This window comes from Pseudomonas sp. FW300-N2F2 (genome assembly GCF_017351655.1).
Lineage (GTDB): Bacteria > Pseudomonadota > Gammaproteobacteria > Pseudomonadales > Pseudomonadaceae > Aquipseudomonas > Aquipseudomonas fluorescens_AA.
The window spans coordinates 720,345-732,774 of sequence record NZ_JACNDQ010000001.1 but is presented as its reverse complement, the minus strand read 5'-3'; the positions used below and the strand labels follow the sequence as shown (position 1 = coordinate 732,774).

General features: G+C 62.7%; 11 protein-coding genes. 6 read left to right on the top strand and 5 right to left on the bottom strand.

Going from position 1 to position 12,430, the window contains the following annotated elements:
• Positions 1-13 precede the first annotated feature (13 nt).
• Both J4E63_RS03365 and J4E63_RS03360 read right to left on the bottom strand, forming a co-directional pair.
• The gene (locus J4E63_RS03365) at positions 14-949 is read right to left on the bottom strand and encodes an iron-sulfur-binding ferredoxin reductase (protein ID WP_207281133.1); all 936 of its coding nucleotides are present in this window, start codon (positions 947-949) and stop codon (positions 14-16) included.
• Positions 942-2,048 carry a diguanylate cyclase gene (locus J4E63_RS03360; protein WP_207281132.1) on the bottom strand — a complete coding sequence of 369 codons (1,107 nt, stop codon included), beginning with the start codon at positions 2,046-2,048 and terminating at the stop codon, positions 942-944. Before J4E63_RS03360 ends, J4E63_RS03365 begins: the two co-directional genes overlap by 8 nt.
• A 463-nt stretch (positions 2,049-2,511) precedes the next feature.
• On the opposite strand from J4E63_RS03360, the gene J4E63_RS03355 reads away from it, so the two are divergent.
• The 4 genes from J4E63_RS03355 (at position 2,512) to J4E63_RS03340 (ending at position 9,007) form a co-directional block, all read left to right on the top strand.
• On the top strand, positions 2,512-4,035 hold the full coding sequence (locus tag J4E63_RS03355; RefSeq protein WP_060740866.1) for a fumarate hydratase: 1,524 nt from the start codon (positions 2,512-2,514) through the stop codon (positions 4,033-4,035).
• A 270-nt stretch (positions 4,036-4,305) separates the two neighbouring features.
• Positions 4,306-6,072 carry an ATP-binding protein gene (locus tag J4E63_RS03350; RefSeq protein WP_207282444.1) on the top strand — a complete coding sequence of 589 codons (1,767 nt, stop codon included), beginning with the start codon at positions 4,306-4,308 and terminating at the stop codon, positions 6,070-6,072.
• Positions 6,065-7,390 (top strand): sigma-54 dependent transcriptional regulator, encoded by a 1,326-nt coding sequence (locus J4E63_RS03345; protein ID WP_207281131.1) that lies wholly within the window; start codon positions 6,065-6,067, stop codon positions 7,388-7,390. Before J4E63_RS03350 ends, J4E63_RS03345 begins: the two co-directional genes overlap by 8 nt.
• Positions 7,391-7,687: 297 nt before the next feature.
• Positions 7,688-9,007 carry an MFS transporter gene (locus tag J4E63_RS03340; RefSeq protein ID WP_060740863.1) on the top strand — a complete coding sequence of 440 codons (1,320 nt, stop codon included), beginning with the start codon at positions 7,688-7,690 and terminating at the stop codon, positions 9,005-9,007.
• A gap of 122 nt (positions 9,008-9,129) precedes the next feature.
• Here J4E63_RS03340 and J4E63_RS03335 read toward each other — a convergent pair whose 3' ends face one another.
• The gene (locus J4E63_RS03335; RefSeq protein ID WP_207281130.1) at positions 9,130-9,885 is read right to left on the bottom strand and encodes a hypothetical protein; all 756 of its coding nucleotides are present in this window, start codon (positions 9,883-9,885) and stop codon (positions 9,130-9,132) included.
• A gap of 331 nt (positions 9,886-10,216) precedes the next feature.
• On the opposite strand from J4E63_RS03335, the gene J4E63_RS03330 reads away from it, so the two are divergent.
• Together J4E63_RS03330 and J4E63_RS03325 are read left to right on the top strand one after the other, a co-directional pair.
• Positions 10,217-10,618: a hypothetical protein gene (locus tag J4E63_RS03330; protein WP_207281129.1), complete on the top strand. Its 402-nt coding sequence runs from the start codon at positions 10,217-10,219 to the stop codon at positions 10,616-10,618.
• Between the two features lie 168 nt (positions 10,619-10,786).
• The gene (locus J4E63_RS03325; protein WP_092441991.1) at positions 10,787-11,407 is read left to right on the top strand and encodes a flavin reductase family protein; all 621 of its coding nucleotides are present in this window, start codon (positions 10,787-10,789) and stop codon (positions 11,405-11,407) included.
• Positions 11,408-11,640: 233 nt separating this feature from the next.
• On the opposite strand, the gene J4E63_RS03320 is transcribed toward J4E63_RS03325, so the two are convergent.
• Together J4E63_RS03320 and J4E63_RS03315 are read right to left on the bottom strand one after the other, a co-directional pair.
• Positions 11,641-11,910 (bottom strand): hypothetical protein, encoded by a 270-nt coding sequence (locus tag J4E63_RS03320; RefSeq protein ID WP_259333568.1) that lies wholly within the window; start codon positions 11,908-11,910, stop codon positions 11,641-11,643.
• Between the two features lie 7 nt (positions 11,911-11,917).
• Positions 11,918-12,271 carry a putative quinol monooxygenase gene (locus J4E63_RS03315; RefSeq protein WP_060740859.1) on the bottom strand — a complete coding sequence of 118 codons (354 nt, stop codon included), beginning with the start codon at positions 12,269-12,271 and terminating at the stop codon, positions 11,918-11,920.
• Between the last annotated feature and the right edge of the window lie 159 nt (positions 12,272-12,430).

Below are 12,430 nucleotides of genomic sequence, written 5' to 3'. Positions count from 1 at the left end.
TGGAAATCAGCGCTCAACCACGGGGCAGGAAGACGTCGGCCAGCAGTTGATTGCGCGGCAAGCCAGCCAGGTACAAACGCTTGGCAAAGGCCTCGACCCGGTCGGGATGGCCGCAGAGTAAGGCCTGGGTTTGCCGGGAAACAAGCCGCAGTTGCGCCAAGGCGGACGGCGCCTCGGCCGCGGTCAGCAGCTCCACCGAGAGGTTTTCATGCTTGGCCGCCAGCGCCGCCAGGGGTTTGGCCAGATAATGCCCGGCCGTATCATGGGCCACGTGAATAAGGCGAATCGCGCCTTGGTGATGCTGGCGCAAGGCTTCGCGCAGGAGGCCGAACAACGGTGCCAAACCCGTGCCGGCGGCAAGCAGCCACAGGGGTCTGGCGTGCCAGTCGGGGTCATAGTGCAAGGCGCCGCCACGCAGTTCGCCCAGGCGGATAGGGTCGCCGGCCTTCATCTGCCGGGCCGCGTCGATGAACAGGCCGGGCTCGCGACAATCGAGGTGGAACTCCAGGAAGCGGTCTTCTTCGGGCAGGCTCGCCAGGGAATACGGCCGGGCCACCTCGCCGGTCCACAGCACCAGATGCTGCCCGGCCCGATACCGCAGCGCCCGCTCGGGGGTGACGCGCAGACGCAGCACCTCGCCGCCCAGCCAATCCACCGCCATCACCTGGGCCGCCTGGCCGTCGCGTTGCGGGTCGAAGGTGTGGATCCGCACATCCTCGACCACCTGGCATTGGCAGGCCAGCCGCCAACCCTGGTCGCGCTGCGTCGGGCTCAAGGCGTCGGGGCGGCTGTCGCGCACATCGCCCCCCACGCACTGCACCAGGCAGGCGTGGCAGCTCCCGGCGCGGCAACTGTAGGGCACCGCCACGCCAGCGCCGTTCAAGGCGTCCAGCAGGTTACTGCCTGCCGCCACCGTCCATTGCCGGCCGGCGACTGTCAGTTCAGGCATCGACGTTCTCCCAGGCGGCGGCGCAACGATTGCGGCCGTCTCGCTTGGCACGGTACAGGGCCTGGTCGGCACGCTGCAACGAGTTGTCCAGGTCATCGCCCATTTCCAGCATGGTCATGCCCGCCGACAGGCTGAGGGCGCCGACCTGCAGGCCGATCAGCTCGACTTCAGTGAACGCCAGCCGCAGCCGCTCGCAACAGGCCGTCAGGCGGTGGGGGTCGCAAGCGGGCAGCAGCATGACGAATTCCTCGCCGCCGTAACGGGCCAGTACATCGCCCTCGCGCAGGCACGCCGTGGCGACCGCGGCAAACGCCTGCAGCACCTGGTCGCCCGCGGCATGGCCATGCAGGTCGTTGATGCGCTTGAAATGGTCGAGGTCGATCAGGGCCAGGCCATGGGCGACGCCAGGCCTGAGGGTGTTGAGTTCGCGGGAGGCCAGGCGCAGGAAGTGCCGGCGATTGAACAGCCCGGTCAGTTCATCGGTGGCCACCAGGTCTTCGAGCTGGCGCATCATCCCGCGCAAGGTGTCCTGGTGCGCCTGCAAGGCAAACCGCCGCTGGCGCATGCGCTGGCGTGAGGTCTGGACGTAGCGGGCGTAAAACACCAGCCACACCAGCACGAGAAACAGCACGGCCACCTGCAACCCGGCCAGGGTAGGATCGGGAAGCCTGAAGAAGTAACCGTCCCAGAGGGTAATCGCGGTGAAGCTGATGAACACCAGCGACGCGCAGCGCACAAAGGCCCGGCGCGACAGGTGGAACAACCCGAACAGCAGGATCAGCACATAAAACACCAGGAACACGCCCCGGGCCTGGTCCAGGTGCGCCATCATCCAGGTCTGCCAGCCCAGGCCGATCAACACCTGCACTTCGGTGAGGCTGGGGTCGGCGAAGCGCAGGTTGCGGTCGGTGATAAACAGCGCGAACAGTCCGGCCTGGCACAGCACCACCAACACGCTGCCGATGATGACACCGCGCAACGAGTCCAAGTAATGCCCACTGAAAAATGCCAGCCACAACAAAACCAGTGCCAGCGCGTACGTCGCGGCCGCCAAAGCGAAGCGTTTCAGCAAAAGACGTTGAATGGCGTTATGGGTCAATCGTTGACTCACCATGGGAAAGGAAACTGACAGGAGGCGTCCTACGCTACAGGCCAGACGCCACTTTAGTGGCGTGTAGGGCAAATGACCATTCAATTCTGGAGCAGAAAAATGGCGTCAAAGCAATGGCCCAATTGACGCAGCGGCTAGCGCACCTGATGCCCCTGTGGCGAGGGAGCTTGCTCCCGCTGGGGCGCGAAGCGGCCCCAAGATTTTGCGGCTGCTGCGCAACCGAGCGGGAGCAAGCTCCCTCGCCACAGGTTTCACTTCCCATCCCATCGATCCGTCGTGATCGGGAGCAAGCTCGCTCCCACAGGATGCCCGCCTGCGATATACTGCCGCGCCTTTTTAGCGTCGCGCCAGCATGCCCGGCGTGCCTTATAGAGGTGCCGTCCGTCGACCGATGCACCCAAGCGGCCGGTACCTTATTGAATGTTCCCGTCTTTAGAGAGGAGCGCGACTCATGACCGTGATCAAGCAAGATGACCTGATACAGAGCGTTGCCGACGCCCTGCAGTTCATTTCCTACTACCACCCCGTGGATTTCATCCAGGCGATGCACGAGGCCTACCTGCGCGAAGAATCGCCGGCGGCCCGTGACTCCATGGCGCAGATCCTGATCAACTCGCGCATGTGCGCCACCGGCCATCGGCCGATCTGCCAGGACACCGGTATCGTGACCGTGTTCGTGCGCGTGGGCATGGACGTGCGTTGGGATGGCGCGACCATGAGCCTGGACGACATGATCAACGAGGGCGTGCGTCGCGCCTACAACCTGCCGGAAAACGTCCTGCGCGCTTCCATCCTGGCCGACCCGGCCGGCGCGCGTAAAAACACCAAGGACAACACCCCGGCGGTCATCCACTACTCCATCGTCCCGGGCAACACCGTGGAAGTGGACGTGGCGGCCAAGGGCGGCGGCTCCGAGAACAAGTCGAAGATGGCCATGCTCAACCCGTCCGACTCCATCGTCGACTGGGTGCTGAAAACCGTTCCGACCATGGGCGCCGGCTGGTGCCCACCGGGCATGCTCGGCATCGGCATCGGTGGCACCGCCGAGAAAGCCGCGGTCATGGCCAAGGAAGTCTTGATGGAGTCCATCGACATCCACGAGCTCAAGGCCCGCGGTCCGCAGAACCGTATCGAAGAGATGCGCCTGGAGCTGTTCGAGAAGGTCAACCAACTGGGCATCGGCGCCCAGGGCCTGGGTGGCCTGACCACCGTGCTCGACGTGAAGATCATGGACTACCCGACCCACGCCGCCTCCCTGCCGGTGTGCATGATCCCCAACTGCGCCGCCACCCGCCACGCCCACTTCGTGCTGGACGGCACGGGCCCGGCGTCGCTGGAAGCGCCACCGTTGGACGCCTACCCGGAAATCGTCTGGGAAGCCGGCCCGTCGGCTCGTCGCGTCAACCTCGACACCCTGACGCCAGAAGATGTGCAAAGCTGGAAGCCGGGCGAAACCGTACTGCTCAACGGCAAGATGCTCACCGGCCGCGACGCGGCGCACAAGCGCATGGTCGAGATGCTGAACAAGGGTGAAACCTTGCCGGTGGACCTCAAGGGTCGCTTCATCTATTACGTCGGCCCGGTCGACCCGGTAGGCGATGAAGTCGTCGGCCCAGCCGGCCCGACCACCGCCACGCGGATGGACAAGTTCACCCGCCAGATCCTCGAGCAGACAGGCTTGTTGGGCATGATCGGCAAATCCGAGCGCGGCCCGACCGCTATCGAAGCGATCAAGGACAACAAGGCCGTCTACCTGATGGCCGTCGGCGGTGCCGCTTACCTGGTGGCCCAGGCGATCCGCAAATCCAAGGTCCTGGCGTTCGCCGAACTGGGCATGGAAGCGATCTACGAGTTCGAGGTCAAGGACATGCCGGTGACCGTTGCGGTCGATAGCCAAGGCGAGTCGGTGCACATCACCGGTCCTGCCATCTGGCAGAAGAAGATCAGCGACAGCCTCGCGGTCGAAGTGCAGTAACACGCATTTTGGCGTTGTGAAGAAGGCCGGTGGGGCGACAAGTCCACCGGCCTTTTTTTGTGCTCACAACATTTAATATCCACCACTGATCCCTGTGGGAGCGGGCTTGCTCGCGAAAGCGGTGGGTCAGCTTGCATCAATGTTGAATGTGCCGGCGTCTTCGCGGGCAAGCCCGCTCCCACAGGATCAGGTGCAGGCCTGAAGTACATGATGCTCGAAGCAACCGCCATGCTATCGTGCCCGCCCGACTTTCCACTGGTTTACGCCAGCATGCTGCCGACCACCCGTACCTTGCGCCTGTCGTTGTACACCTTGCTGATCCTCGCCGGCGCGGCGGTTGCCGCCACCCTCGCCGTGCGCCACGCCGAACGCGAGGCCTTGAAGGAAGATGCCAGCCGTGCCAGCCAGCAGTTGGCGCTGTACGCCAATTCGTTGCACACCCTGATCGAACGCTACCGTGCCCTGCCCGCCGTGCTGGCGCTGGATCCGGAGTTGCGCTCGGCCCTCAAGGGACCGGTCAGCGCGGCGCAGCAGGATGCGTTGAATCGCAAGCTCGAACAGATCAATGGCGCCGCCCAGTCATCCACACTGGAACTGCTCGACCACGGCGGCCTGGCCGTCGCGGCCAGTAACTGGCGCCTGCCCAGCAGCTATGTCGGGCACAACTATGGCTTTCGCCCCTACTTCATCCAGACCCGCACCCAGGGCACCGGGCGGTTTTATGCGGTGGGCGTGACCAGCGGCATCCCGGGGTACTTCCTCTCCAGCGCCGTGACCGGCGACAACGGCGAGTTCCTTGGCGCGATGGTGGTCAAGCTGGAGTTTCCGGAGCTGGAGCGCGAATGGCGCCAGGGCAACGACACCCTGCTGGTCAGCGATGCCCGGGGCATCATCTTCATCGCCAATCGTCCGGGCTGGCGTTATCGCCACTTGCAGCCGCTGACCGACAGCGACCGCGCCGAGCTCAAGGCCACCCGCCAATACGACAAACAACCGTTGCAAGCCCTGGCCCATGAACCGCTGCGACGCTTCGACGACAACAGCCACCTGGTCCGGGTGGAGGCCCCCGATGGCTCGGCGGATTACCTGTGGGAATCCCTGCCGTTGACCGCCGAAGGCTGGACCCTGCACTTGCTGCGCCGCCCGCAGATCGCCGTCGAGGACCTGCGCAACGCCGGGCTCGCCGCCGCCGGGTTGTGGCTGGCGCTGGTGTTCCTGTTGCTGTTTCTCAACCAGCGCTGGCGCCTGGCAAAGTTGCGCCAGCGCAGCCGCGAAGAGCTGGAACGGCTGGTGGAGGAGCGGACCCGGGACCTGCGCACCGCCCAGGACGGGCTGGTGCAATCGGCCAAGCTGGCGGCGCTGGGGCAGATGTCGGCGGCCCTGGCTCATGAAATCAACCAACCCTTGACCGCCCAGCGCATGCAATTGGCAACCCTGCGCTTGCTGCTGGATCACGGTCGGGTCGATGACGCCTACAAGGCCCTCAAGCCGGTGGACGACATGCTGACCCGCATGGCCGCCCTCACTGGCCACTTGAAGACGTTCGCCCGCAAAAGCCCCAGTGGCCTGCGCGAACGCCTGGACCTGGCGGCGGTGGTGGACCAGGCGCTGCAACTGCTGGACACGCGCCTGCGGGACGAGCAGGTCAGCACCGTGTTGCACTTGACCCGTCCAGCGTGGGTGCGCGGCGATGCGATCCGCCTCGAACAAGTGTTGATCAACTTGCTGCGCAACGCGCTCGACGCCATGGCCGGCCAACCTCTCAAGCGCCTGGAAGTGCGCCTGGAGGCCGATGATCAATTGTGGCGCCTGACCGTCAGCGACAGCGGCACCGGCATCGCCGAGGAACACTTGGGCCAGGTGTTCGATCCGTTCTTCACCACCAAGCCGGTAGGCGATGGCCTGGGCCTGGGGCTGGCGGTTTCGTTTGCAATCATCCATGAGTCCGGCGGGCGCCTGAGCGCGGACAACCACGAGAGCGGCGCGGTATTCTGCGTGACCTTGCCCATCGATCAGGAGGCGCAACTGCATGCTTGATTCAGTCATGGTCGTGGATGACGAAGGCAGCATCCGCAGTGCCGTCGAACAATGGTTGAGCCTGTCGGGGTTCCAGGTGCAGCTGTTCAGTCGCGCCGACGAATGCCTGGCGCGGTTGCCGGAGCATTTCCCCGGGGTGATCCTCAGCGACGTGCGCATGCCCGGCCTCAGCGGCCTGGAGCTACTGGCCGAAGTCCGCCGCCGCGACCCGGACCTGCCGGTGATTCTGTTGACCGGCCACGGTGACGTGCCCATGGCCGTGGAGGCCATGCGCGACGGTGCCTACGATTTCCTGGAAAAACCCTTCAGCCCCGAAGCCCTGCTGGGCAGCCTGCGCCGGGCCCTGGACAAGCGCACCCTGGTCCTGGAAAACCGCCGCCTGCATGAACAGGCCGACGCCCGCGCCCGCCTCGATGGCACGCTGCTAGGGGTTTCCCGTGCGCTGCAAAACCTGCGGCGCCAAGTGCTGGACCTGGCGGCACTGCCGGTCAACGTATTGATCCGCGGCGAAACCGGCAGCGGCAAGGAATTGGTCGCTCGCTGCCTGCACGATTTCGGCCCGAGGGCGAGCAAGCCCTTCGTCGCGTTGAACTGCGCAGCCATTCCCGAGGCGCTGTTCGAGGCGGAGTTGTTCGGCCACGAAAGCGGCGCCTTCACCGGCGCCCAGGGCAAGCGCATCGGCAAGCTCGAATACGCTGACGGCGGCACGCTGTTTCTCGATGAAATCGAAAGCATGCCCCTGGCCCAGCAGGTCAAGTTGCTGCGGGTGTTGCAGGAACAGAAGCTCGAACGCCTGGGCTCCAACCAGAGCATCGCCGTGGACCTGCGCATCATCGCCGCCACCAAGCCCGACCTGTTGGACGAAGCCCGGGCCGGGCGTTTTCGCGAAGACCTGGCCTATCGCTTGAACATCGCCGAGCTGCGTCTGCCGCCGCTGCGAGAACGGCGCGAGGACATTCCCCTGCTGTTCGAACACTTCACCCACAACGCCACCGAACGCCTGGGCCGCCCCACCGTGCCCCTGAGCGGCCCGCAGTTGAGCCATCTGCTCAGCCACGACTGGCCAGGCAACGTGCGGGAACTGGCCAACGTCGCCGAGCGCCAGGTGTTGGGGCTGGATCAACTGCCCGCCCTGGAGACGGAGCCGGGCCAGTCCCTCGCGGCCCAGCAGGAAGCCTTCGAAGCCCAATGCCTGCGCGCCGCCCTGGCGCGACACAAAGGTGATGTGAAAGCCGTGCTCGAAGAACTGCAACTGCCACGCCGCACCTTCAATGAAAAGATGCAGCGGCATGGGTTGAGCCGGGAGATGTTCTTGTAGTTTCTGTGGCGCCTGCACTGGCGCCATCGCGAGCAAGCTTGCTCCCACAGGGTTATGTGGACACAGGACAAAATGTGGGAGCGAGCTTGCTCGCGATGAGGCCAGCACAGACAGCACATACCCCCCGGATAAGCGGATTCCCGCTCATCCGCAAACGAAAACAAGCGGATTTCCGCTCACCCAACACCGCAAACCCCTCTAGACCGGCCCTCCAGCGCCTGGCACAGCTCCTGCTATAGCCCTGTCAGGCTGCGTTCCCGCGCGCTCCACAAAAACAATTAAATGAAGGATCCTTCAATGGACAACTCCAACGCCCTGCCCATTGGGTCGGCTGCCGTGCCCGCCCGTGAAAGAACCACCGCCAGCCGGATCAAATCGATCTTCAGCGGCTCGGTCGGCAACATGGTCGAGTGGTATGACTGGTACGTCTACGCCGCGTTCTCGTTGTACTTCGCCAAAGTCTTCTTCCCCAAGGGCGACACCACCGCCCAGTTGCTCAACACCGCCGCGATCTTCGCCGTGGGCTTCCTGATGCGCCCGATCGGCGGCTGGTTGATGGGCCTGTACGCTGACCGCGCCGGGCGCAAACGTGCGTTGATGGCCTCGGTGTACCTGATGTGCTTCGGCTCGCTGATCATCGCCTTGAGCCCGAGCTACGAAACCATCGGCGTCGGTGCGCCGATCCTGCTGGTGTTCGCCCGCCTGCTCCAAGGCCTGTCGGTGGGTGGTGAGTACGGCACCTCGGCAACCTACCTGAGCGAGATGGCGACCAAGGAACGTCGCGGCTTCTTCTCCAGCTTCCAGTACGTGACCCTGATTTCCGGCCAGCTCATCGCCTTGGGCGTATTGATCGTGCTGCAACAGTTCCTCACCACCGAACAGTTGTACGCCTGGGGCTGGCGCATCCCGTTCGCCATCGGCGCACTGTGTGCGGTCGTGGCGCTGTACCTGCGGCGCGGCATGGAAGAAACCGAGTCGTTCACCAAGAAAGAGAAGTCCAAGGAAAGCGCGATGCGCACCTTGCTGCGCCATCCCAAGGAACTGATGACCGTGGTCGGCCTGACCATGGGCGGTACCCTGGCGTTCTACACCTACACCACCTACATGCAGAAATACCTGGTGAACACCGTCGGCATGAGCATCTCCGACTCCACCACCATTTCCGCCGCCACACTGTTCCTGTTCATGTGCCTGCAACCGGTGATCGGCGGGCTGTCGGACAAGATCGGTCGCCGGCCGATCCTGATCGCCTTCGGTATCCTCGGCACCCTGTTCACCGTGCCGATTCTCACCACCCTGCACACCATCCAGACCTGGTGGGGCGCGTTCTTCCTGATCATGGCCGCGCTGATCATCGTCAGCGGCTACACCTCGATCAACGCCGTGGTGAAGGCCGAGCTGTTCCCCACCGAAATCCGCGCCCTGGGCGTCGGCCTGCCCTACGCACTGACCGTGTCGATCTTCGGCGGCACCGCTGAATACATCGCCCTGTGGTTCAAGAGCATCGGTATGGAAACCGGCTACTACTGGTACGTGACGGCCTGCATCGCCGTGTCGCTGCTGGTGTACATCACCATGAAAGACACCCGCAAGCATTCGCGGATCGTGACCGACTGATAGGGTTCAACAGTCACCGCAACGGTGACGGTGATGGCCCCATCGCGAGCAAGCTCGCTCCCACAGGGTTAGCGTAAATCCCTGTGGGAGCGAGCTTGCTCGCGATTGGAGACAACTCGGTCTCAAGTCAACTCAGCAATGCCCTGCTTGCCATAACGCTTCTGCGCATAGGTCGCGCCAGCGATCATCACGATCAATATCCCCGCCAACACCGCCGATGAGCCGATGGTGCCGAAATCAAGGCCGCCTTTTTCATGAGGCTTGGTCATCAAGTCGCCCAGCGTCGCCCCCAGGGGACGGGTCAGCACGAACGCGATCCAGAACAACACCACCGACGAAATACGGGTGAAGTACTTGAGCGCTACGACCACGGCAATGGTCGAGCTGATCAACAGTGCGCCGCCAGCGAAGCCCAAGCCCGAATCGTCGGCCAGGTAATCGCCAAGGGCAGTGCCCAACGTGTTGGAAAACAGAATCGCCATCCAATAGAACATCTCGCCGCGAAAGGTCTGCACCTTGGTGACATTGAGCGAATCACCACTCAGGCGCCAGGCGGCGAAGATCGCCAACAGAATCGCAATCAGGATCATCGACCCGGTGGCGTAGCCCAACTCAAGGGTGCGATCCATGAAATCGGACATCGTGGTGCCCGCAGTGCTGGTGGACAGGATCACGATCCAGTACAGCACTGGCTTGTAAGTCTTGGCCATCAACTGCGTGATCAGGGTCAGGACAAACACACTGATCAAGATGAGCGAACTGATCGCGTAACCGACATCGAGGGTCATCGACAGCAGATCTCCGGCGGTTTCGCCAAGGGTCGTCGCGCAGATTTTCATGACCCAGAAGGCCAAGGTGATTTGAGGCAGTTTATTCATCGCAGGCTCCGGAGTGTGGCGGCTGACTCTTGGGTTCCAGCCGTGGGGGCAAGTTGACATCGCGGCGGTGAAAAGCAGGTCCGTAATGCATGAAAAATCTGTCATTGAACTGGGATTAATCGCCGGTTAATGCACTTGCCACATCCTGGGTTCACTGAATCGATGACCTGCGCGACGTTCGCTCCGACGATGGAAGCGATTGAATACGCCGCCCTTAATATCTAGTTAATCGATTATTTTTAGCATTATTTTGCGCTTTTTAATCAATTTAGTTGGCGTAGCATTCAACCCATGCAAGACACACATCGCCCACGAACCCGGAGTGACAACCATGAAAACCAAACTGATCCTCGCCCTGACCCTGTCCGTGTTGGCCGCCAACACCTTAGCCGCTGACGGTTTCGACAAGACCGGTACCGCCTCCTTCGGTGCCAACGCCAGCGCAGCCATCGAACGCAGCCCTGCCGGTCATTACGCCGCCGACGGCTTCGACAAGACTGGCACCGCCGACGCCATTGCCGCCGATGGTTTCGACAAGACCGGCACCGCCGACGCCATTGCCGCCGATGGTTTCGACAAGACTGGCACCGCCGACGCCATTGCCGCCGATGGTTTCGACAAGACTGGCACCGCCGACGCCATTGCCGCCGATGGTTTCGACAAGACCGGCACCGCCGACGCCATTGCCGCTGACGGTTTCGACAAGACCGGTACCGCCGAAGCAATTGGTTGATGATTGAGCGTCAAAAGATCGCAGCCTTCGGCAGCTCCTACGGATTGAACACGGTCCTGTAGGAGCTGCCGGAGGCTGCGATCTTTTTTTGCATCACCCAATCTGGAAATAAAAGGCCCAGCCTTGCACTATTGGCCGCCTACGAATGCCCTTCCAGGAAACGCCGCCATGCCCGATGACATCCATTACTACGAACCCGCCAACGGTCACGGCCTGCCACACGATCCGTTCAACGCCATCGTCGGCCCGCGCCCCATCGGCTGGATTTCGTCCCAGGATGGCGAAGGCCGCTTGAACCTGGCGCCCTACAGTTTCTTCAACGCCTTCAATTACATTCCACCGATCATTGGGTTCTCCAGCGTCGGGCGCAAAGACAGCCTGAACAACATCGAACAGACCGGTGAATTCGCCTGGAACCTGGCCACCCGTCCGCTCGCCGAGCAGATGAACCAGAGCTGCGCGATGGTCGCCCCAGAGGTCAATGAGTTCGAACTGGCGGGCCTGACGGCCGCACCGTCACGGGTGATCCAGGTGCCGCGCGTCGCCGAAAGCCCGGTGTCCTTCGAATGCAAGGTCACGCAGATCATTCAATTGCAGCGGGCGGACAAAGGGCTGGTGCCGAGCTGGCTGATCCTCGGCGAAGTGGTCGCCGTGCATATCGCCCAGTGGCTGTTGAAGGATGGGGTGTACGACACCGCCGCCGCCGAGCCGATCTTGCGCGGGGGTGGGCCGGCGGATTATTTCCAGCTGGGGCCTGAGGCGTTGTTCAAGATGCATCGCCCAAAGTAAGCGATAAAGCCCTGCAAACAACGCTGCTCACTTGAAAATGAAGGTATGTGTGGCGAGGGAGCTTGCTCCCGCTTGGGTGCACGGTAGGAGCTGTCGAGCGGAGCGAGGCTGCGATCTCTCCCCAGACACTTGAGTCTCAAGCGAAAGATCAAAAGATCGCAGGCTTCGCCAGCTCCTACCGAGCCCAGCGGGAGCAAGCTCCCTCGCCACAAAAGCAATCACCAAAACGCTGATTACCAGACCAACCCGCCCTCGTCGTCGACACCCTGAAGATGGGTGAGCTGCACGGCAGCGGCATCATCGGCTTCGGTCGCGGTCTTGAAAGACTGCTCTTCAAGCACCTTGTTGAAACGCGGCGCACCTGAGCCGCCGATGGCCTTGGTGGCAATGGCGGCGTTGTAACCGCCGCCCTCCTTGGGAACAACGGCGGAAACAGCTTCAAAGGTTTCAAAGGCTTTACGTGCCATCTCTTGTGCATCCTGGCGGTGGAAAATGACGGTCATTAAACCTTCAACCGGCCAGTTTGTGTACCTGTGCCCGGCACCCTTCGGTCGCCTGGGCGGCGGAGACTTCCCTGAAGGTGTGGAAATCCAGGCTGCTCACCACCAGGTCCTGCACCAGCTCGGCGAAAATCGCCATGGCCGGTGAATTGAAGTAGGCGTCCATCGACGGCTGATTGACCCAGAGTCCGGACACCAGCCACAAATCAGCGTCGCATTGCGATTGCTGCAAGGCAAAGTGCAGGCAACCGGGTGCCTGGCGCGAGGGCGCGATCAGCGTACTGAGGCGTGCACCCAGTTGCTTGGAGCAACCACTGCGGGCCCGGACAAAAGCCATGTGGCTGACGGGGATCTGTGTAGTCATGCTCAACCCTCCCAGGTAATCCGTTGTGCAGCCGGGGACAGGCTGCGACAGGATCAAAGGTTAAGCGTCACGACGCCAGCTTCGTTAGTCGATTCCTGCCGACCCATTGCACAATCCTGCGCATCGGCCGCACAAAATTCGCCGTCGATCCAGTTGCAA

Bases quoted from the DNA above. Each gene is read 5' to 3' on its own strand.
- J4E63_RS03330 (WP_207281129.1), top strand. From the start codon at position 10,217: ATGAAAACCAAACTGATCCTCGCCCTGACCCTGTCCGTGTTGGCCGCC.
- J4E63_RS03335 (WP_207281130.1), bottom strand. From the start codon at position 9,885: ATGAATAAACTGCCTCAAATCACCTTGGCCTTCTGGGTCATGAAAATC.
- J4E63_RS03320 (WP_259333568.1), bottom strand. From the start codon at position 11,910: ATGACCGTCATTTTCCACCGCCAGGATGCACAAGAGATGGCACGTAAA.
- J4E63_RS03325 (WP_092441991.1), top strand. From the start codon at position 10,787: ATGCCCGATGACATCCATTACTACGAACCCGCCAACGGTCACGGCCTG.
- J4E63_RS03315 (WP_060740859.1), bottom strand. From the start codon at position 12,271: ATGACTACACAGATCCCCGTCAGCCACATGGCTTTTGTCCGGGCCCGC.
- J4E63_RS03365 (WP_207281133.1), bottom strand. From the start codon at position 949: ATGCCTGAACTGACAGTCGCCGGCCGGCAATGGACGGTGGCGGCAGGC.
- J4E63_RS03355 (WP_060740866.1), top strand. From the start codon at position 2,512: ATGACCGTGATCAAGCAAGATGACCTGATACAGAGCGTTGCCGACGCC.
- J4E63_RS03350 (WP_207282444.1), top strand. From the start codon at position 4,306: ATGCTGCCGACCACCCGTACCTTGCGCCTGTCGTTGTACACCTTGCTG.
- J4E63_RS03340 (WP_060740863.1), top strand. From the start codon at position 7,688: ATGGACAACTCCAACGCCCTGCCCATTGGGTCGGCTGCCGTGCCCGCC.
- J4E63_RS03345 (WP_207281131.1), top strand. From the start codon at position 6,065: ATGCTTGATTCAGTCATGGTCGTGGATGACGAAGGCAGCATCCGCAGT.